Annotated in this window: 14 protein-coding genes; 5 read left to right on the top strand and 9 right to left on the bottom strand. The window is 42.5% G+C overall.

Annotated elements, in window-relative coordinates; all coding sequences use genetic code 11:
- Positions 1 to 9 precede the first annotated feature (9 nt).
- A complete protein-coding gene (locus tag M3I01_RS04910) occupies positions 10 to 2031 on the bottom strand; it encodes a TonB-dependent receptor plug domain-containing protein (RefSeq protein WP_255894473.1) in 2022 nt (673 codons plus the stop codon).
- 2 nt (positions 2032 to 2033) lie between these two features.
- Complete coding sequence (locus tag M3I01_RS04905) at positions 2034 to 2900, bottom strand: prephenate dehydratase (RefSeq protein ID WP_255894471.1); 867 nt, start codon at positions 2898 to 2900, stop codon at positions 2034 to 2036.
- Between the two features lie 79 nt (positions 2901 to 2979).
- Here M3I01_RS04905 and yidD point away from each other — a divergent pair, with 79 nt between their 5' ends.
- Entirely contained in the window at positions 2980 to 3231 is a 252-nt protein-coding gene (gene yidD / locus M3I01_RS04900) for a membrane protein insertion efficiency factor YidD (RefSeq protein ID WP_255894470.1), read from the top strand.
- Here yidD and M3I01_RS04895 read toward each other — a convergent pair.
- The 4 genes from M3I01_RS04895 to M3I01_RS04880 form a co-directional block, all read right to left on the bottom strand.
- Positions 3228 to 3881 (bottom strand): LuxR C-terminal-related transcriptional regulator, encoded by a 654-nt coding sequence (locus tag M3I01_RS04895; RefSeq protein WP_255894469.1) that lies wholly within the window; start codon positions 3879 to 3881, stop codon positions 3228 to 3230. The genes yidD and M3I01_RS04895 overlap by 4 nt on opposite strands.
- A gap of 28 nt (positions 3882 to 3909) precedes the next feature.
- A complete protein-coding gene (gene acs / locus M3I01_RS04890; protein ID WP_255894468.1) occupies positions 3910 to 5868 on the bottom strand; it encodes an acetate--CoA ligase in 1959 nt (652 codons plus the stop codon).
- 98 nt (positions 5869 to 5966) lie between these two features.
- Complete coding sequence (locus M3I01_RS04885; protein WP_255894467.1) at positions 5967 to 6707, bottom strand: class I SAM-dependent methyltransferase; 741 nt, start codon at positions 6705 to 6707, stop codon at positions 5967 to 5969.
- Positions 6708 to 6795: 88 nt separating this feature from the next.
- On the bottom strand, positions 6796 to 7416 hold the full coding sequence (locus tag M3I01_RS04880) for an HAD family hydrolase (protein ID WP_255894466.1): 621 nt from the start codon (positions 7414 to 7416) through the stop codon (positions 6796 to 6798).
- A gap of 278 nt (positions 7417 to 7694) precedes the next feature.
- Here M3I01_RS04880 and M3I01_RS04875 point away from each other — a divergent pair, with 278 nt between their 5' ends.
- Positions 7695 to 8723: a TAXI family TRAP transporter solute-binding subunit gene (locus tag M3I01_RS04875; RefSeq protein ID WP_255894465.1), complete on the top strand. Its 1029-nt coding sequence runs from the start codon at positions 7695 to 7697 to the stop codon at positions 8721 to 8723.
- A gap of 86 nt (positions 8724 to 8809) precedes the next feature.
- Positions 8810 to 10933 carry a TRAP transporter permease gene (locus M3I01_RS04870; RefSeq protein ID WP_255894463.1) on the top strand — a complete coding sequence of 708 codons (2124 nt, stop codon included), beginning with the start codon at positions 8810 to 8812 and terminating at the stop codon, positions 10931 to 10933.
- 88 nt (positions 10934 to 11021) lie between these two features.
- Here the strand turns inward: M3I01_RS04870 and M3I01_RS04865 are convergent, their stop codons facing one another.
- The gene (locus tag M3I01_RS04865) at positions 11022 to 12470 is read right to left on the bottom strand and encodes a peptidoglycan DD-metalloendopeptidase family protein (protein ID WP_255894462.1); all 1449 of its coding nucleotides are present in this window, start codon (positions 12468 to 12470) and stop codon (positions 11022 to 11024) included.
- A gap of 422 nt (positions 12471 to 12892) precedes the next feature.
- Between M3I01_RS04865 and fdhD the strand changes: the two genes are divergently transcribed.
- Positions 12893 to 13747, top strand: coding sequence for a formate dehydrogenase accessory sulfurtransferase FdhD (gene fdhD / locus M3I01_RS04860; RefSeq protein ID WP_255894461.1), 855 nt, complete (start codon positions 12893 to 12895; stop codon positions 13745 to 13747).
- A 766-nt stretch (positions 13748 to 14513) separates the two neighbouring features.
- Here fdhD and M3I01_RS04855 read toward each other — a convergent pair.
- Both M3I01_RS04855 and M3I01_RS04850 read right to left on the bottom strand, forming a co-directional pair.
- The gene (locus M3I01_RS04855; protein ID WP_275564946.1) at positions 14514 to 15833 is read right to left on the bottom strand and encodes a methyl-accepting chemotaxis protein; all 1320 of its coding nucleotides are present in this window, start codon (positions 15831 to 15833) and stop codon (positions 14514 to 14516) included.
- Between the two features lie 162 nt (positions 15834 to 15995).
- Positions 15996 to 20267 carry a PAS domain-containing hybrid sensor histidine kinase/response regulator gene (locus M3I01_RS04850; RefSeq protein WP_255894806.1) on the bottom strand — a complete coding sequence of 1424 codons (4272 nt, stop codon included), beginning with the start codon at positions 20265 to 20267 and terminating at the stop codon, positions 15996 to 15998.
- 377 nt (positions 20268 to 20644) lie between these two features.
- On the opposite strand from M3I01_RS04850, the gene M3I01_RS04845 reads away from it, so the two are divergent.
- On the top strand, positions 20645 to 21634 hold the full coding sequence (locus tag M3I01_RS04845; RefSeq protein ID WP_255894460.1) for a 2-hydroxyacid dehydrogenase: 990 nt from the start codon (positions 20645 to 20647) through the stop codon (positions 21632 to 21634).
- Positions 21635 to 21660: the final 26 nt, after the last annotated feature.

Genomic DNA, 21660 nt, shown 5'->3' with positions numbered 1-21660 from the left:
TAATCCAAATTAGAAAGTGACATTGGTAAAGACATAAGCAAATGTATCTTTAGTGAAATTATTATGTCTTGAGACAAATGCGTTATCATCTAAGCGAGTTTCCATTCCAACGCCCATTGTTGCTTTCGAATACCCACCTAATGACAACTTATAAGAAAGCCAAGTATTCAAAAATTCATAATCGTTTCCACCCAGTGCCTTTCCATACCAATAATAGCCTTGAGCAGACCATTTATCCGTTAATGGCACACTGCCAAAAAAAGACACCATTACTGGAGTGGTTGCCCTTATAAGATCAGTGTTATCTGTTTGAGTGTCTTGATAAGCATAGGTGAAACGAGTAATTGCGCCAGAGCGAAAACGCCAATCTAACTCCACTTCAACGCCATTAATGTCCACATCTTCTATAACGCCCTCCTCAATGGGTTTATCAGAAGGGCCCAACGCAGTAAAAAGCTTTTTGCTTAAAACCATATCCTTTACTACATCATGATAAAGTTTTACATCCAGAGACAGGCCACGGCCAGGCCAATAGTGATAATACCCCATCTCATAAGAGGTAATTTTTTCTTCTTTTTCGCCATTATCAGCGTAAACTGTTGAAGATTCTTCACCGTTAGATAGAACATAGTGCCACTTAAAATGTTGATCTGACAAATCGGGGGTACGTACGGCTTTTGACGTATTAAATCGAATAGACTCTTGTTCAGACAGCTTATAAGTCACACCCAATTTAGGCGATAGAAATGCGCCACTCATTTGACTATCTTCAAGCATTGCGCCGCCATTAAAAATCCAGCTATCAGTAGCTCTATATTCCATATTAGAAGAAAGACGAAACACTTCATCACTCGCTTTACCTGATAAAAAGTGTTCGGAGTCAGCTTCATCTAAACGGTAACCAATCGCTGAAATTAACCGTAGCTTATTAGACGCTTCCCACGTGCTTTGAACTTCAATATCTTGACGTGTCTCCAGCAAATCAATCTCATAAGAATCATAGACATCCACAGATGGGGTTGGAGTATTAAATAAAGCACCGTAAAAAGATCGTTTTAAATAGACGTCATGATGCTCATTTAAATCAGATTGGTCATAGTAATACTGTATTTTTACTTCATGACTAGATGAAACCTGCTGGCTATAACTTAGCTTAATATGCTCACGATCAATTAAGCGCATTGGGTTATTCGTATCATAGCCCCCTAACAAAGAGCCCACTTCATATTCAGATGGGTCAATCTTATCTTTCAAACTGCTGGCGCCAATATCCAGATCAAAAAAGCTCGTTGCCGTCTCTTTTTGAATGAACACATTGCCCATCGTAGAGCCATGTCCGTCATGACGCTTATCACCATCAAGATCTTCATCAAAGCCATTTACATCACTTGTAGAGGCTGACGCTCGATAGCTCCAATCTTCATTTAAGCCACTATGCTGTCCATACAACCGATAATCACCGCGGGACCCAGAATAAGCTGAAACACTATCGCCTAAGGTTTCTAACGGAGATCGAGTGATAATATTGACCACAGCAAAGAAAGAATTAACACCATAACTGGCAGCGTTTGGCCCTCGATTAATCTCTACACGGGCCACGTCTTCAATACTTAGCGGTAAGGTCGCCCATTCCACCCTCGCGACACCAACACTGTAAACCGAGCGACCATTCACCAGAACCTGAATACGCCGATATTTATCCAGCTGGGTTCCATGATAAGAAGCAACTTTTTGACTAGAGGAATGATATGGAGCAACCGAAAAGCCTGGTACAAACTGCAGAAGATCTTCCACATATTGCATATTAATGCGGCGAATGAACTCACCATCTAACACAGATAAAGAAGAAGAAACATCGACTCTGGGCTGAGCCATTTTAGATGGCGTTACCACCACAGGAATGCTATCAAGGAAGCCATCATATGAATCTAAATCCGAAAAGCCTCCCATTGAGAAAGACAAATCATCTATATCAGCCCAAGCATTAACACCAAAGCATAGATAAAAAACACATAACCAACGCATCATCATGACTATTTCAACCTATAATCATTCGCAAGATAGGTTCCTAATATGCGCACATCTTCAGAAAAGAATTGTAACTCTTCAAGCGCTGCCTGCATGGCAGAAGATTGAAAATGCGCCTCAACATCCACATAAAACTGAGTCGCAGTAAAATTACCGTTCACCATATAGCTTTCTAGTTTCAGCATATTAATGCCTTGAGTCGCAAAACCACCCATTGCCTTATAAAGCGCGGCCGGAATATTTCGAACCCGAAACATAAAAGAAGTAATGTAAATGCGATCGTCTTCATAAACGGGCATTTTTTGCTGGCGAGCAAAGACCAAAAAGCGTGTGGTATTACCCATCGAATCATTAAAATAGGTTTTCAGTACATTTAAACCATAAAGCTCAGCCGCCAACTCAGAGGAGATAACCGCCAAACCAGGCTCTTCAAACTCTGCGATGTGTTTAGCTGCTCCAGCGGTATCGTACATAGCCTGGCTTTTCGCCCCTAACGCCTTGATGTTCGTATCGCATTGCGCTAAAGCTTGAGGGTGACTACCCACCCGTGTAATTTGATCCAACGTCATCGAGTGACGAGCAATCAAACAATGATTAACTGGCTCAAAATGTTCCTTCACCACATAAAGCTGAGTTCGCTTTAATTCTCGATAAATTTCTTCGACTCGTCCAGCAGTGGAGTTTTCAACAGGGATCATGGCGTAATAGGCCTCCCCTTGTTCTACCATTTTCAAGGCATCGACAAAGGTTGCACAGTGAATGCTCGTCCAATCAGGAAAGGTGTGTTTACAAGCAAGATGCGAATACGCACCAGGCTCACCTTGGTAAGCAACGACCTGCATTGCATCAAGAGTAAGGTGTTGTTCTGGCATAATAAAATGGGTTCTGTGATATATTTCTTTTACAGTAACAAATAGCGTTTATTACATACACAAAAATGACAACAATCTTATGGTAAAAAAAACATTCATTTTCCTAGTAAAAGGCTACCAATTTTTAATCAGCCCTCTATTGGGGAATAACTGTCGTTTCTACCCCAGCTGTTCACAATATATGATTCAAGCCATTGAGCGATTTGGGGTTATAAAAGGTATTTATCTTGGGGTGAAAAGATTGTCTAAATGTCATCCGTGGCATGAAGGAGGCATGGATCCGGTTCCTCCATGCCATTGTGAAAAAGACAATCCTAAAAAAGAAAATTAATTTGTTACAGCCATCATTTGCAACTTCAAATCACTGGCAATCAATACAGCTTGAGTCCTATTATTAATCTCCAGTTTCCGAAAAATTGCAGTGATGTGTGCTTTAACTGTGGCTTCAGATATTGATAATTCATAAGCAATCTGCTTATTTAATAAACCTTCATGCAAATAACATAATACCTTGTACTGCTGAGGCGTGAGCTCTGCAACTCTATTTTGCATCGATAAGTCAGGTTTAGGTTGATTAGCCACTTTTAATTTAAGATCGTCTGGAAGCCAAATATCGCCGGCCAAAATAGCATGAATAGCTTGCACGTAAGTCGAAGGTTCACTGGTTTTAGGAATAAACCCCAACGCACCTGCATCAATAACCTTCGCGACCATAATACTGTCTTCACTGCCTGAGATCACCGCGACGGGGACCGTCGGAAAATCCTTACGAATCCGAATCAGTCCATACAACTCGCCACTGCCCGGCATATTTAAATCAAGCAATAGCAAATCAAGCTCATTTGTACTATCTAGGCACTGTAACGTCGAATCCAAATCATGGGATTCGACGATGACAATACCTTGCATTTCTGCTCGCAATGCACCGCTTAGTGCACTGCGAAACAGAGGATGATCATCTGCGATAACAAGTGTAATCACTGTCTATCCTTTTAAAATGTGTAAACACTTACACATTTAAACGGTTTTCGATCAAATCATCAACCACACTTGGATCAGCCAATGTACTTGTATCGCCAAGTTGATCATGTTCATTGGCAGCAATTTTTCTTAGAATACGGCGCATAATCTTGCCAGAGCGCGTTTTCGGTAACCCTTTACTTGCCCACTGAATCAAATCTGGTGTGGCAATTGGGCCAATCTCCTGACGAACAAACTGTTTCAAAGATTTCGTCAGCTCTTCATCTGGTGTTACTCCAGCAATTGCACTAACGTAAACGTAAATGCCTTGTCCTTTGATGTCATGAGGGTAACCAACGATGGCCGCTTCTGCGACAGAAGGGTGAGCCACTAAAGCACTTTCAATTTCCGCCGTACCCAAACGGTGACCGGATACATTTAGCACATCGTCCATGCGACCGGTGATCCAATAATGGCCATCAGCGTCTCTTGATGCACCGTCTCCCGTAAAGTACATGCCATCAAAGGTACTAAAATAGGTTTGTTCAAAACGTTCATGGTCGCCGTATACAGTACGAGCCTGCCCAGGCCAAGAATCAGTGATCACTAAGCCGCCATCAACCTGCACACCTTGTTCATCCTGTAACACGCCTTGTGCATCCACCAGCGCAGGTTGAACACCAAACAAAGGACCAGTACAAGAACCCGGTTTGATATCGCCTTGCACAATACGTGGCGTCATCATCATGCCACCGGTTTCTGTTTGCCACCATGTATCCACAACTGGACAAGATGCGTTTCCGATTTCAGCATAATACCAAGACCATGCTTCTGGATTAATTGGCTCGCCGACACTGCCCAGTATGCGTAAAGAATTACGCTTACTTGAACGCGTCGCTTCATCCCCTTTCGCCATCAACGCTCGGATTGCTGTTGGTGCGGTATAAAGAATGGTCACACCAAACTTATCCACCACTCGACCAATTCGACCTGAATCCGGATAGGTCGGCACACCTTCAAATAAAATGCTTGTCGCGCCATTTGCTAAAGGACCATATACCATGTAACTGTGGCCGGTAATCCAACCGACATCGGCCGCGCACCAGAACACATCATCTGGTTTCAAATCAAACACTAACTCATGAGTCATGGCCGCATACACCAAGTAGCCACCGGTAGTATGAACCACACCTTTTGGCTTACCTGTTGACCCAGAGGTATAAAGAATAAAAAGAGGGTCTTCCGCGTTCATCGGTTCTGCTAGACATTCTGTGCTTTCAGTTTTAACCGCCATCGCCCAATCCAAATCACGACCGTCAAACCAAGGCACATCTTTTTGGGTATAACGGTACACAATGACCGTTTCAACGGAGGGACACGCGTTGTTTTCTAATGCCATATCGACATTGTGCTTAAGCGGAATAGTATTACCCGCTCGACGCCCTTCATCCGCAGTAATAACCAACTTAACACCACAGTTAGTCAGGCGATCGGCAATAGCATGAGCAGAAAAGCCACCAAAAATAACGGAATGAATCGCACCAATTCGAGCACAGGCCAGCATGGCGTAAACGGCTTGAGGTATCATAGGCATATAAATGGCGACTCTATCGCCTTTTTTCACACCCTGACGTTTTAAAAGGTTGGCTAAACGACCAACTTCATCGTGTAGCACTTGATAAGTAATCGCGATTTTATCACTGCTCTCTGTATCACCTTCACAGTAATAGGCGACTTTGTCAGCTGAAGTTGCTAAATGGCGATCAATGCAATTATAAGCCACATTAAGCTCACCATCTTCAAACCATTTAATACTGACATCGCCACGCTGAAAAGACGTGTTTTTCACTTTGGTATAAGGTTTAAACCAATCTAAACGTTTGCCTTCTTTTCCCCAAAACACGTCTGGGTTTTCAATCGATTCTTGATAGCGTTTTTCAAATTCTGCTTGACTCACATTGGCATTTTTTGCCGCCTCATTTGAGGTTGCGCTATATAATGATTTCATAACCCGCTCCATTGTTAAATTTGTTATTCGGATGCTGAACTACTATAACCTGCCAGACAGACCAATCTATTCCACTTTAGTCTTATGAAAAAATACACTTACAACACTCGTCCAGCCTTCACAAAAAATGGTAAGTGTATTTCTTGTTTCTGATTGGGCTCTGACCACACTTCTCGAAGGATCGGTGAGGCGTCCAATAAAAAATCGTCACCCCTGTCTTGAATACGCAGTTGAGACGCTGACCAGCTTCGAATAAATTCCAGCGTTTGTGTCACAGACCAATAACAATTTAACTCAAACGCTGGCACATCCATCAGCTCAAACGGAAATTCAATATCATTATATTGATTCCACAATAATCGGCTTTGGGGCGGCCAATAAGGAGCAAGGAGTGGTAATACAGACTCCGCAATCGCTTTATCTTCCGCCTCGCCCACTTGTAGCCAATTGTAGCCCCAGCATACAAATACACCGCCCGGTTTTAATACTCGACGAAGCTCTTCCCAAAATGCCTTCAAATCAAACCAATGTAACGCATGAGCCACACAAACCACATCAAAATAATTATCAGGGTAATGTGTTTTTTCAGCAGGACACACTTGATAATTAACCTTGCGATGTGGTGTAGCAGCCGTTACCTGAGACTCGCTAATATCCGACGCTTCTACTTGTTCAAAATAGGCAGCAAGATCAACGGAAGCTTGGCCTGTACCACAGGCACAATCCCACACGACACCAGGGGAATTTACTTGCTGAGATAACCAATAATAAAGCTCTGCCGGATACATCGGTCGAGTTCTAGAATAGTTTGTAGAAGATTGCCCATCAAAAGTACGCATAGAAGCCTCTGAACTAAATGACATTAATACCTGAACAACGCCATTAAGGCTTCAAGCAATTCCAATGCTGCCAACTCACTAAAACGAATTAATGAGATAACACTCCATATAGATGAAGCACTCGACGTGCTTCATCTATTCCCTTCACTCTAAATGCCTTCATTCCTAGCGCATTAGCCGTGTCGATATTCACTTGATTATCATCAATAAATAAAATGCTCTGTGGCGCAACTTGTAAGCTATGAATCACATGCTGGTAAATAGCATCATCAGGCTTAACAAAACCCACCATATGGGAAGCATAATAACTGTGAAATTTGCCCGCAAGCCCCATTTCGTCCATTAGTCTTGGCCAATGGGCAGCATTTGTATTAGACAATATTGCACGATGATATTCCGGTTTAACGGCATCAACCAAGGCCAGAGCCCCAGAAAACAAACCTTTTGGCCACGCTTTAAAAGACGCTTTAAATACCTCTTTGTCCACGCTGCTGCCAACCTCGTCTAAAAGTTCTTCAGCGAAACGGTCAAACGTAATTTTTCCTGAATCAAATGCAGCAACCGTTGGTGATTGCAGCCACTTCAACCACACTTCCGATTCTTCACCTTGCGTATTCAACATAGCATGCATTTCGGAAATATCGCCTAAATCGACCAAGACATTCCCTAAATCAAACAATACAACACGAATATTATGATCTTGCTCCATGACTTACTCACTTTATGCCGTCGGCCATTTATTGCTCATGTAATAAGCACTGTTGTGCAAAATTCATTGTTAACCGCTGTATTTACTTACTTACATCGTAAGCGATTTTTTGCTCATACAGAAAGGTCAACAATAAGCAATAAACCGCCCATATGTGTACAAAAAAAGAAAGGAAATTTATAGCACGAAATAAAACCTATATATATCAATAAGATATATTTTTGGCACGATAATCGCTATAAGCTATAGCACTAACCCCACTAACGGAGAAAAATAATATGAAATTGGGATTTGTTACTAAAACTATTCTTTCCAGCGCAACAGCTGCGGCTATAGCGATCTCTGCAACTGGTGCGTCAGCTGCCGATGATCGCAGCTATATCTTAGCGACCGCATCAACAGGAGGTACTTATTACCCTGTCGGTGTTGCCATTGCCACTTTGAGTAAAGTAAAACTAGAGCCAAAGTTCGGTCTATCTGTGTCTGCTATTAGCTCAGCAGGCTCTGGTGAAAACATCAAACTTCTACGTGAAGATCAAGCACAATTCGCTATTTTACAAGGTCTTTACGGTGCTTGGGCATGGGACGGTGAAGGTCCATTTAAAAGTTCAGGTAAACAAACAGAATTGCGCTCTGTTTCTATGCTTTGGCAGAACGTAGAGCATTTTGTTCTTAAATCTGATTTAGCAAAAACAGGAACGGTTGCTGATTTAAAAGCCCTTGAAGGCAGCAATAATAAGTTCTCCATCGGTAAGAAAAACTCAGGAACAGAAGGTTCTGGTCGTCAGCAGCTCAAGGGCTTAAATATTGACCCTGATAAATTCAGCCTTGCTTACATGGGTTACGGCGCCAGCGCAGATGCTATGCAAAATGGCAACATTGAAGGCATGAATACTCCAGCCGGTGTTCCAGTCAGTGCAGTTACTCGTCTTTATGCTTCTATGGGTGACAAAGTTAAAGTATTGGATTTCACCGATGAGCAAATCAAAGAAGCCAACGGTAATTACGATTTGTGGACGCGATATGTCATTCCAGCTAATACATATCCAGGCCAAACAAAAGACATTAACACCGTCGCACAACCTAACTTCTTAGCAACACGTGCTAATTTGTCAGAAGAAGATGTGTATCAATTGACTAAATCACTGTATGAAAACTTACCTTATTTAAGTGCAATTCATAAGGCAACGTCAGTAATGTCCATTGAAAAAGCCATCGCAGGACTTCCTGTGCCACTGCATCCAGGTGCAGCACGCTACTACCGTGAGCGCGGTATTGCTATCCCTGCTCGCCTAATCGCGCAGTAGTACTTTTCTACTCGTTATAGCGCCGTACTTTCGTACGGCGCATCTTTGCTCAACTCGTTTTCTGTACATACAAAGGTAGCTTGTCCATGACTGCTTCATCACCTTCCACCGCACCTCAAGAGATTAATCTTGAAGAGTTCGAAACAAAACATCGCTCTGGACCTTGGATAAATCGTTTTGTATTTACTCTTTCAATTTTCTTAGCGGTTGCTCATATTTACATCAACACCATAGCAACCCTACCAGAACTGTGGGTTTCGGCGTTTCATTTCGCCGGTTTTGGTATCTTATGTGCGCTCCTTATTCCTGCCAACCCTAAATGGCGGGAAAGCAAAATTGCCATGCTATGCGATAGCGCCATTGTGCTCGCTTTAGTCAGTATGGTGTTTTACATTATTTTTTTTGAAGACGCGCTCTATGCCAGAGGCGTAACCTTTAGTAATGCCGATTGGATTGTGTCTAGCGTAACCGTCCTACTGTCTCTTGAACTAATTCGCCGTACCAGCGGTTGGTTTATCCCTTTACTTATTCTCATCGCATTAACTTACGTAGTGCTATGGGGAAGATGGCTTGGTGGCATGTTTGCTTTCCCCGGCCTCAGCCTTGAAACCTTGCTGTATCGTAGCTTTTTTAGTACCGACGGCATGTTTGGTTCTATCTCCCGAATCTCATGGAGCTTTGTCTTCATGTTTATTTTATTCGGTGCCTTTTTAGTTAAATCGGGGGCTGGTGACTTTATTATCGACCTGTCTCGCTCTCTTGCTAGCAAGATGATTGGCGGGCCCGGTTTTGTTGCTGTATTAGGCTCTGGCTTGATGGGCTCAGTTTCTGGCTCTTCTGTTGCTAATACCGTGTCTACTGGTGTTATTACTATTCCCTTGATGCGAAAAGCTGGGTTCCCAGCTCGATTTGCCGCTGGCGTAGAGGCCGCTGCCTCCACCGGTGGGCAATTAATGCCGCCTGTGATGGGTGCCGGTGCTTTTATTATGGCCTCCTACACACAAGTATCGTATGTCACTATTATCAGCGTTGCGGCCATCCCTGCACTGCTGTATTTTCTCTCCGTCGGCTTTTTTGTTCGCGTAGAAGCTAAACGCAGTAAAGTCATTGCCACAGAAAGTGATGATGCCGTGAATATTTCACAAGTGCTTAAAAGTGGTTGGCATCACATTGTCCCATTGGCGGTTCTTGTTACTCTATTGATTCAAGGCTTTACGCCAACCTACGCAGCAGGGATCAGTATTCTTGCCGTTATTGCCGCGTCATTTTTATCAAGCAAGCACAGAATGGGCCCCGCGGCCGTTCTTGACGCCATGGCGCAAGGCGCTAAAAATATGTCTACCACGGCGGTTTTGCTGGTCGGTATTGGTTTAGTCGTTAACGTAATTAGTACAACCGGCGTTGGTAACACCTTTTCGCTATTGATCACCAATTGGGCAGGCGGCAGTCTTTTCTTCACCATTATCCTTGTTGCAGTTGCGTCTTTGATTCTAGGAATGGGCTTACCTGTCACCGCGTCTTATATTGTACTTGGGACATTGTCTGCCCCTGCACTTTTCAACTTGATCGCGGAAAGCCAGCTGTTGGATATGATGGCTTCTGGCAGCTTACCCGACGCCGCTAATGCCATTTTTATGCTGGTTGACCCTTCTGCCATTGCAGCTTTAGCGCAAGGAATGCCAATGGAACAAGCTGAGGCTTTGTTAGCGCAAGTTCCAGCGGACTTCAAAGGCATGTTAATGGATCAGGCATTAGGCGCACAAAGCGTGGCTATGATCCTAGTAACGGCTCACATGATCATCTTTTGGCTCTCTCAAGACAGTAACGTGACACCACCTGTTTGTTTGACTGCGTTTGCGGCAGCGGCTATTGCCAAAACACCACCTATGCTAACGGGGATGACCGCTTGGAAGCTGGCAAAAGGGCTTTATATTATTCCACTTCTCATGGCCTACACGCCGTTAATTGGTGGCGATACGGAAACCTTATTACATCTAACTTTCTTTGGTATCTTTGGGATGTACGCGCTGGTCGCTGCGATGGAAGGTTACTTAGAAGATAAACTGTCTATCGTGTCACGACTCGTCGCCTTGATTGCAGCCGCTATGATGCTGTGGCCAAACCTAGATATTTGGATTCAATGCATAGGCCTCGCTGCTTTCTTAGTACTCTTCGTCATCGGCAACAAGTCTTATAAAAAGAACATGTAAGTAAGAGTAAGCACTCTTACATTCTGGGCTTAAAAAAGGGGACCTCTTCACAAGAAGAGATCCCCTTTTTATTGTCAGCACTTAAACACTAATGACTACCGTTACTCAACGTTTGTTCTACCTCAGACGACTCTATTTCAGACGACTCTACTTGAGCGTCCTTTACGGTCTCATCATCTGATCTCTGCTCACTCGCCATCATACTCACCCAGTATTTAACATTAGTGTCGTATTCTGCTCGCTTACTCGCCGGAATAGACTGAGTCGTCGGGATATCGGTGGTCATAGGGTTAACAGGACGACCTCTTACGTGCAACTCATAGTGCAAATGCGCTCCGGTTGTTCGTCCAGTGTTACCTGATAACGCAACCACTTGGCCACGCTTAACTTGCTGTCCCTTCTTCACTAATATCTTACTCAAATGAAGAAACCGTGAACTATAAGGCCCAGTATAATCAACCACGACGTATTTGCCTGCGTATTTATGTGTCGCTACGCGAGTCACCACGCCATCCCCCGTTGCCAGCACTTCAGTCCCTGAAGGCGTCGCCAAATCAACGCCGTTATGAGGCGCCGGATGCCCCGTAATCGGATGCAGACGATTCGCATTAAATGACGAGCTGATTCGATATTGCTTACGAGTCGGCCAGCGTAATAAAGAAGGTGTTAAACTGTTGCCATCCAGATCATAAAACCGACCATCCGAATGCAAAAAAGCACTGTACGTTTTCCCTTTCACTGTAATTTCCAACGCTTCTAGTTGGTTTTCGCCTACTTTTACACCATCGATACTGCCGCTTTTAATGACGACGTTAAAGACGTCGTTGGCGCGAAGATCTTTGCGAAAATTTACTCGCCCTTTGAGTACGTCATGAATAATTAAAATATTCGTATCCGATAAGCCTACCTTTTTTGCAGACAGGTAGAAATTTCCGGTGATCTTGCTGTGTATAGCGTTATGTTTATAAGTGATAGGCTTAATATTTTCTTCGTAACCAAAACCGCCATTACCGTGTCGAACATACGACACACTTTTGCTGATATCAATAATACGAGTAAGCTCAATAAGCTGTCCTTCTTCATCCAACTTAAAGGAAAACTTATCCTTGGGCATTAAGGGTTCAAGCACCAAGTACTCTTGGTCTGCTTCAAGTACCGAGTATAAAGACTCTCTTGGTAACCCTAAACTTGCAAAAATACCCGCTAAAGTATCTCCAGATTTGATGACGTATTCTATTGAAGGGATAGGCGCTATGATTTTTTCGATATTTTGCAGAGGATCTGTCGTAATAAGCGAGTCGTAATTATTATCTTCATCCGTATTCAAATTGGGTTTATTTTTATTTACGGCTGTTTCGCTTTTACTACTATTGGCCTTATTTTTAACATTAGGTAATACGTAGTCTTCAGGGTTTTCTGTTGATGTCACAAGGGTATTATAAACAAACAGTAAAACGATAAAAACGGCAAAAATGATGGATATCCAAGCCCGCGGACCCGACAAAGCCCAACGCGAGAGGCGTGTAATAAACTGCATAAATAAAAAACTCATTAAACAAAAAGTGGATCACAGAGAACCTGACTATGCGCTAATACTTTGCTCGCATACATTCTCGATATATGACAAAAACAGAACCACACTTTGTAGCATGTGCTTTTTCCTTGCCACTGTTGGAGTGCAAAAAATCACAGTCCATACCCTTTTCACCTAGTGTTTTACAAAACCAATACGAAAAAGGCATTTGAAGCTTAAATTTTCGGGCTAGGATACGGTATTTTTTTGCCTAAAGAAATACTCCCCCCCTTGTAACCTTCCTAAAAACGACTTTTAAATGAACAAACACCCCCTCGAAAAATCCATGTCGTTTCTAGGCTTTAAACGAGGACAAAATAATTGGACGCTTACGACCACTCTACGTACTATAAAGATCGTCTTTTAAATACGTTGAATTCAACATTATGCAACAGTCGCCTCTTTCTTTTATCAGCCATCGACGCCATGAATATGAGCGCTGCGACAGCTTGCCTAAAGACATACTGCAGCCTTCTGGATCAGCCGAACTTGTCGAAGAAATCCCACTGGCCATTAGCATTAATGAGATTGCGTACGCCGTCATGATGGTCACACCTGTTCATTTAGATGCGTTTGTTATTGGCTTTGCTCGAAGTGAAGGAATCATTGAACAACTCAGTGAAATCAGGGATATCGACATACAGCTCACCAAAACATCACCTGACCTTGAGAGCGTTGCCATTAATGTGGATATTAGCCCACGCCGATTCGCTCAATTTAAACAAAAAAAACAAACACACCTTGGTGCGACGGGTTGTGGGTTATGCGGTGTAGAATCCCTAGCACAAGCCATTCCAATACTTTCTATACTGCCTCCAAGTCAGCCGATAGAAGAAGCAACTTTAGTGTCATTAAGACAGCACCTAGGAAAATACCAAATACTAGGAAACAAAACCGGCGCAGTTCATGCCGCACAACTTATTTCGCCACAAGGTAAACCTATTTTTTGCATGGAAGACATAGGTCGACATAATGCGCTTGATAAGGTGATTGGCTATGCCCTGCAACAGGGTATAAATTTGCACAACCATAGCGTTTTAATGACAAGTCGATGCAGCACAGAACTGGTTCAGAAAGCCGTACGTGTAGGCCTTTCCAGACTGGTGCATTTAGCCTCACCCAGTACACTCGCCGTCAAACTCGCTAAACATTACGGGCTGACACTGATACATTTACCAAAGCAAGATGCGCCTAGAGTATTTGCATCTTCAACCCAATTGGAGGGAGCGGACGACGAGTGAAAACCTGACTTTTACACAACATATAAACAATACGCTTGTGCGAAAATAGTGCTAAAGCCATCAACTGGGAAGCCACATCACGTAAAGTAAGTAGACGCCGCATTCATAGTAGAGCACAGCGTACACCGTTTATTAACTCTGACTAAGCAAGCTTAATGACGCCAAAAAAACAAAAATACACTCTCTTCTTTCGGTATAAATGGACTTATTATAGCTAGAGCCTGGCTTTTTCTAACCGATAAATATCATAAGCCAACAGCCCTATTTCCTCTGTCTTCCAAACTTTTCACCACTGCAAAAACAACGCCTAAAAAATATTGAAAAGAGTAAATAGTGTGGACGAAGTAAGCGCACTGTGCTTTTATTAAACAAAATAATAATTATAATATTTACTATAGGAATCAATATGGAAAGCTTTTTAATCGATGATTTTTTTCACCTTACCGCGCTAGCCATTACTGTTTGCAGCTTTTTGATCATCAGCGGGAAGCGCATTATTGAGCAATGCTCTCAAACCAAATAAAGCAAGCTATGACTCAAAAAGGCGCTCAAATGACCAATAATCTTGATTCAGCATACAAAGCTATCTTAGCGTGTGAATAAAAACCTATTGTTTGAGGTGAGTGCCGAATATATGAAAAAGTATGGCGACACGTTTGAAGGGTGAAAATGAATTAGAGTGGTTACTAGAAACATTAGACACTCTATCTCAACGTTAAACACAAACATTGGCCGACGACAAAAAGGTCAGCCAATGCTCTCATGATTAGTTCGTGAATTTGTTAGCAAACTGTCCAACGGCATCAACCACTCGCTGAGCGCCGTCTTGAATCTCTATAATCACATCCCCCGCTTCATTCGACAAAGCCAGACCTTGCTCTGCCTGCTCTTTACCTTTATTAATCAAAGCCACTGCTTTTTCAGCCAGTATTTGGTTCTTTCCAACAACCCCTACAATTTCTTCTGTCGCCGCACTGGTTCGCGATGCTAACTGTCTGACTTCATCAGCAACAACGGCAAAACCTCGACCTTGTTCTCCCGCTCGCGCCGCCTCAATGGCCGCATTCAATGCAAGTAGGTTAGTTTGATCCGCAATGCCTCGAATACTTTGAATAATAGATCCCACCAACTGAGACTGCTTATCCAACTCTGAGATACCCTCAGCCGCTTCTGCCATTTGATCTGATAATTGGCGCATCACAGCGACGGTATCGCTGACTACCTGACTGCCTTTTTTCGCACTATTATCTGTCTGTTTAGAGGTGCTAAAAGCAATATCAGCCGCCTCAGACACCGCCAATTCACGATTAACCTGATCCGTGATAATGGTCGCAAACTTAACGACTTTATACAGACGACCATGTACGTCAGAAATTGGGTTATAAGATGCCTCTAACCAAACAATATTGCCTCGACTATCAACGCGCTTAAAACGTTCAGCAACAAACTGCCCTTCGCTTAAACGTTTCCAAAATGCAGCGTAGTCCGCTGAACTGGACTCTTCTTCAGTACAAAATATTCTATGGTGTTTGCCTTTAATTTGCTCAAGCTTATACCCCATACCACCGAGAAAAAGATCATTTGCTTTCAAAATATGACCGCTCATATCAAATTCAATAACAGCGGTTGACCGCTGTAGCGCAGAAATAATATTTTGATCTTCACGAGAGCTGGTAATCGTCCGTGTTAAATCATTACAGTGTAAGGAAAACTGTTTGAGCTTACCGTTTTCACCATCTAATACTGGCTGTAAGATAATTCTTAACCACGCTTCCTCACCGTTTTCTTTTTCAATTTCTAACGCGCCAACCCAATGATTAGCGCTTTTAATCGCGTTTAAAAGAGCCTTATAATGTTCTGTTTTCCGAGCGTTAACAGGCGCCAATTCCGATATTTTTCTGCCTATAATAGCTTCTTTCGAAAAAACCAACGCATCTGTGAACTTTTTATTGACCGATGTTATCACGCCCTCAGGGCTCAAAATGATGACTAACATTTCTTGGTCTAAACTTTCTTTTACTTGATTAAGAGAGTACAGCTCTTCCTTTAATATCTTAAATTCATTCTTCAAACTCTTGTTAAACATCCCACTCTCCTCAAGCGCCTAATCTACAGGCTGTCTATAACATAAAATCAACACACAACAATTCAAACACTCGTAATAATATGCTTTCGCATAATACCTTTCTGCTTGATCCATTTATCATTCAAATCATAGCAATATAGCTTAGCCAAAATTATCGATAATTCACGTCAAATCATTAATTTCAGCAATAATAGTAGCCAATTCATCATGTAACTGAGTATGGAGTTCAGCAACATTAATAGATGAGAAGCACGTTTCCAGCGTTTCTTTATCCTCGCTCGTTTTTAGAACCTGCTCAAAACCGGATAGCTGATTAGAAAGGTGCAACAAGCCCATCGTCAAAGACGCACCTTTTAAAGTATGAAGCGCCTCTCGTGTCTTAATTTGATCTCTGTCTATAACATTTTTATCAATGCTCTCTAGCAAACTCTGGGACTCTGCCTCAAAACCATCAACCACACTTTTAAAGAGATCAACACTGCCACCAAACCGTCCCAATATAGATTGAATATCTTCACGTTCATACGAATGACTGTCTTCAACGCCTATAGCTGTCTTAGCGGCCTGATCAAGAGTAACGTCTAACTCAGACTTTTTACCTACATATTTCAAGATACAAGCGATCATCAAATCGATATCTAAAGGCTTGCCAAGGTGATCATTCATGCCTGCATTAAGACACGCCTGACGATCCTCCTCTGACACATTGGCCGTCATAGCCACAATGGGAAGTGAAGTAAACTGTACATTTTTTCGAATTTGCCTTGTGGCTTCCAAACCATCTATGTCCGGCATTTGCATGTCCATCAACACCAAGTCAAATGCACTTTCACTGTTATTCAACACAATGGCAACCCCTTCCAAACCACCTTCAGCAACGGTAACAATAGCGCCTTCGGCGGCTAATAATTCTGTCGCAACTTGACGATTAAAGGCGTTATCTTCCACTAGTAATAATTTTATTCCCGTCAAACTTTGTCCAATTCGATCATTAGACTTCTCATCACCTTCATTTACGAGAGTATCACCATTAGATAAAGACTCATAAACCGTTTCAGATAACTGACTTAATGTCGTCGGTTTTAATAAATAGCCCGTGGCTAACTCAAGAGAGCCTTCCAGTTTTTCATTAGGAGCGTTGGCCAATAAAATAATTTTAGGAGGCTGTGTTGGCGTGTAAAAACTCGAGATCATATTCTCCATGCTGTCACGTCCGACAAAATCTGATGTTTTAATATCCAACAAGACAACATCAAATAGATCACCGTCTTCTGCTGTTTTATTAATCCGTGTAATAACCTCTTTAATCGTCTCAGCCTTTTCATAACCCCAGCCCAGATTCATTGCCATGCGCGTCAATATAGTTTGCGAAGCTGGGTTATTGTCTACAATAAGAATACGGATGGGTTTTCGCGCTTGTACATTCAACATTTTTTCGACTGGGGCTTCAGCAACGGGCAAATCAATCGTGAAATAGAAACGACTGCCTATCCCCAAAGTACTTTCAACATTTAACTCCCCGCCCATTAGAGCGACAAAACGGCGGCAAATAACCAACCCTAATCCTGAACCACCAAAACGTCGAGTCGTCGAAGACTCTGCTTGAGAAAACACGTCAAAAACAGACTCTATTTGGTCTTCTGAAATACCAATGCCAGTGTCTGTAATAGCAACCGTTAAACGGGATACGCCGGGCTCCAGCGCTGTTTGTTTAATCTCTAAAATCACGCTGCCTTCTAGCGTGAATTTAATCGCATTGCTCACCAAATTAATAAGAACCTGTAATAGACGCAGTTTATCGCCTACAAGATAGGGGGGAATGTCTTTCTCAATATCAAAAATGAGCTCAACGTTGTTTCCTAGTGGACTTCCAGATAGCACAGTAGAAAGCTCATAGAGTAGACTTTCTATTTCGAAAGGTACTTTTTCCAACGTTAACTTACCGGCATCAACTTTGGAGAAATCCAAAATATCATTAATTAAACCAAGCAAAGATTTGGCTGAAATATGGGCTTTTGAAACATAATCCTCTTGCTGATGCGTTAAGGACGTTCGTTTAACCAACTCCAACATGCCTAAAATAGCGTTCATAGGGGTACGGATTTCGTGGCTCATGTTTGCAAGAAAGCTTGATTTGGCCGCACTGGCGGCATCGGCTTCGTCTTTTGCCTTACGCAACCAAGTTTCCAAATTTCTCTCAGTCGTAATGTCTCGGTTCATGCCCGCGACATAAACGGCTTTTCCATTGTGGTCTCTCTCAACCGATGCACCCGCCTGAACATAACGAATACTGCCATCAGGCAATAAGAGTCGCAGTACAAGATTGTATTCCCCAATCCCTTCTACGAGATTTTGCAATGCCAATGCGGAAACATCTCTGTCCTCAGGGTGTACCCTGTTGTACCAGTGTTCATAGGTAACGCCTTCAGTATTTAACGACTGTGGATACTGGTATATATCGAACATAATACTGTTCCAATCCAGAAGGTTGCTTTCTAGATCCCAAGTCCAAACGCCCAGTTGTGCTAGATCTGTCGCCATCATCAACTGGTCTCGAGTATAAACCAGCGCATGTTGATTGGCTTTTTGATCAGTAATGTCCACCGCCATGCCTAAAAAGCCAATCACGTCATCGTCACTGTTCTTCATAGGAGTAACAACTAAAGACACCGGTCTGGTCTCCCCCTGTTTATCAATATAAGTCCATTCTTTGCTATCGTAGTTCTCTCGAACCGCTTTAAAGATCAAAACTTCCATTAGGTCTGAGACATAGGTGCCCATCGTTTCAAAAATTTCATCACGCTCTTGTTCAACTTCTGCTTTAACATGGAAACTAAGAGGCGTCATTTGACCAACAACCTCCTCGGCAGAATACCCCAGCATTCTTTGTGCGCCACTGTTAAAAAGATTGATCTTACCGTTCATGTCGGTAGCAATAATCGCAATTTCAGAAGAAGCGTCTAGTACATCGTTCAAAAGTAAATTGATTTCGTGAAGCTCTAGAGTCCGCTCTTTTACTTGACTTTCTAAACTGGAATTTAAGTCACGGATTTTTGCTTCGGCTTTTTTCCTTTCAGAAATATCACGCACACTGTTCGAAACACCAACCACTAAGCGATTAGAGTCAAAGATAGGAGACACAGTCAGTGCAACCGGAACATCAGACCCTGATTTAGTTTTCCTACGTGTCTCAGTAATAATGGATTTTTTGTTATCGATTACAGAAGACAGAATCGTCTTATCTTCATCTTGAAGATCTGCTGGGACCAGGAGTTCAAAAGAAGACTGACCAATCGCTTCCTCCAGCGTGTAACCAAATATGCTTTCAGCCCCCTTATTCCAACTGACAATAACCCCATCTAGACTTTTACTGATAATGCCATCCGCCGAGCTTTCCACTACCGCAGTAATTCTAGATTGATGAGCGATCACCTCACGATGCCTAGAAATATTAACTTTAACAACAGCAACGAGAACAGCCCCAAGAATACTAATGAAGAAGCCAATGATTAAAAAACTGAACGGATTAGGAAGATGTAAGTCCGTTATATAGGCAGGAGAAACACTAAGATGACTTTCCCAACTCCGCCCATAAATATGCTTAGATTGGCTTATTTCGTATTGACGGTTTTTTAATTCTCCGCTGTCATAAAACCGAACTTTATCGTCCAAATCGGTGACATCAAACAATTCATAATGGATTTTTTCCAAGTCTATATCTAAATGGTTTAACACCTCTTCCATTAATAAAGGCGCATAACTCCAGCCAAAGCCTGCTTCAATGCGTTCATCCAATGTTTCTGGTACTTCCCCTCCTCGATAAATAGGCATCAAGATCAATACGGACTGCTGCGCTTTACCCGATGCTTGCACCAAGGTGATGGGGCCAGTTAAGCGAACTTCCCCTGTGTATAAAGATGACGTAGCGGCTTCTCGGCGGTTTTTTTCTGATGCGATGTCCAAACCAACGGCCTGCCGGTTTCGCTCTACAGGTTCAATATACTGAATGACATAATGTTCATTAAAATTAGGAAACAGCGTTTTAATAGCAAAATCTGGCCAGCCGTCTTGGCTAGCCGACAAAGTAAAAGCGGCGGCATCGGCCTGTGGAACGCGTCGAATAAAACCAAAGCCACGTGCACCTGGAAATTCCACATCCACATCACGAGTTAAACTGTATAAAGAAAAAATATCTCGAGTAATGTCATTTTCACCTGTTGTTAACACAACCCCTCGAGCACCCCGTAATCCATACTGGTAAAGCTTAATCCGAGTCAACACTTCCTCCATCACTTTATTGGAAGACTGGTAAACGGCGTTAGCTATCCTCTTCTCATTGGCGACTTGCGTCTGGTAAGCCACAACACAGGTAACCAAAATGCCAAAAAACAGGGTCAATATCACCCAACGGCTATCAATATACTTAGATGACATTTTTTTCACGTTTGCCTCCTGGCAAATATTATTTCCAATTCTAAATTCGAGGTTGAGTTAGAATCTTGTTCTCAGACCAATTTCATATAAGTTTAGACGAATTAACCACTTAAAATTAGGTAAGGCATGATAAAAATAAATATAAATTACAAAATATTACCTACTAAACTCATTTTATTGATATCTAAAATAAACCAATAACAACCCAGACATAAAGTGCTTTTGTGACGATGTTATGTATTAATATTCTCCACCAATGCGATCATTTTCTTATTTCACTGATTCACATCAAGTCTACTGACCACAAATTGAGCATATAGCATTTTGATGGGTTATAACTGTACTCCCATTTTGACAAAACGACAGGACCACCTTTTATGAAAATTGCCGTTTTTTCCTGTAAGCCCTACGATAAAAGAACCCTCGCCTCTTACGCTGATAATACCGCCTTATCCATGACGTACTTCGAAAGTCGATTAAGCATGGAAACAATCAGCTTAGTAAAAAATTTTGATGCCGTTTCTTGTTTCGTCAACGACGATGTCAATGCAGAGGTAATTCATCTTCTAAAACAACAAGGTGTCCATACCATCGCCCTTCGTTGCGCAGGGTTTAACAATGTTGACTTAGACGCGGCAAAATCGGCAGGCATAAAAGTCTTTCATGTGCCAGATTACAGCCCAACATCCGTTGCAGAACATGCCGTCGCGCTGATCATGACGCTAAACCGAAAAACACACCGTGCTTACCACAGAGTAAAAGAAGGCAACTTTGCCTTGGAAGGGCTACTTGGCTTTAACTTGGAAGGCAAAACAGTAGGATGCATTGGGACTGGACGCATTGGCGCGGCATTTTGCCGAATAATGAAAGGCTTCGGCTGTCATGTTTTATGTTACGACTTATATCCATCACAAGCACTGATCGACCAAGGCTGCCAATACATACCACTGGATGAGCTCTATCAAAAGAGCGACATCATCAGCTTGCATTGCCCTTTAAACACCTCGACTCATCACCTAATCAATAAAGACAGCCTGAACAAAATGAAAGACGGCGTGATGATCATCAACACCAGTCGTGGCGCACTTGTCCATGCGCAAGAAGCCATAGACTCACTTTACAATGGGAAAATTGGCTATTTAGGGTTGGATGTCTACGAGCAAGAAAACAAGATTTTCTTTGAAGACATGTCCTCGCATATTATCCAAGACAGCGTCTTTCAGCTCATGCTCACCTTCCCCAATGTCGTCGTAACCGGTCACCAAGGCTATTTCACCATCGAAGCACTGAACCATATCGCGGCAACAACAGTCGATAACTTATTGCACCATCAACATGAAGACAGCGGCTCAAGACAATTGGCTTAAGCTAAGCAGTAACAAAAACGTCATAG

This window comes from Marinomonas maritima (assembly GCF_024435075.2).
GTDB lineage: Bacteria > Pseudomonadota > Gammaproteobacteria > Pseudomonadales > Marinomonadaceae > Marinomonas > Marinomonas maritima.
This window is presented reverse-complemented; position numbering and strand designations above follow the sequence as displayed.

Excerpts from the sequence above, each read along its gene's own strand:
- M3I01_RS04910 (WP_255894473.1), bottom strand. The coding sequence starts at position 2,031 with ATGATGATGCGTTGGTTATGTGTTTTTTATCTATGCTTTGGTGTTAAT.
- M3I01_RS04905 (WP_255894471.1), bottom strand. The coding sequence starts at position 2,900 with ATGCCAGAACAACACCTTACTCTTGATGCAATGCAGGTCGTTGCTTAC.
- yidD (WP_255894470.1), top strand. The coding sequence starts at position 2,980 with ATGGTAAAAAAAACATTCATTTTCCTAGTAAAAGGCTACCAATTTTTA.
- acs (WP_255894468.1), bottom strand. The coding sequence starts at position 5,868 with ATGAAATCATTATATAGCGCAACCTCAAATGAGGCGGCAAAAAATGCC.
- M3I01_RS04885 (WP_255894467.1), bottom strand. The coding sequence starts at position 6,707 with ATGCGTACTTTTGATGGGCAATCTTCTACAAACTATTCTAGAACTCGA.
- M3I01_RS04880 (WP_255894466.1), bottom strand. The coding sequence starts at position 7,416 with ATGGAGCAAGATCATAATATTCGTGTTGTATTGTTTGATTTAGGGAAT.
- M3I01_RS04875 (WP_255894465.1), top strand. The coding sequence starts at position 7,695 with ATGAAATTGGGATTTGTTACTAAAACTATTCTTTCCAGCGCAACAGCT.
- M3I01_RS04870 (WP_255894463.1), top strand. The coding sequence starts at position 8,810 with ATGACTGCTTCATCACCTTCCACCGCACCTCAAGAGATTAATCTTGAA.
- M3I01_RS04865 (WP_255894462.1), bottom strand. The coding sequence starts at position 12,470 with ATGCAGTTTATTACACGCCTCTCGCGTTGGGCTTTGTCGGGTCCGCGG.
- fdhD (WP_255894461.1), top strand. The coding sequence starts at position 12,893 with ATGCAACAGTCGCCTCTTTCTTTTATCAGCCATCGACGCCATGAATAT.
- M3I01_RS04855 (WP_275564946.1), bottom strand. The coding sequence starts at position 15,833 with ATGTTTAACAAGAGTTTGAAGAATGAATTTAAGATATTAAAGGAAGAG.
- M3I01_RS04850 (WP_255894806.1), bottom strand. The coding sequence starts at position 20,267 with ATGTCATCTAAGTATATTGATAGCCGTTGGGTGATATTGACCCTGTTT.
- M3I01_RS04845 (WP_255894460.1), top strand. The coding sequence starts at position 20,645 with ATGAAAATTGCCGTTTTTTCCTGTAAGCCCTACGATAAAAGAACCCTC.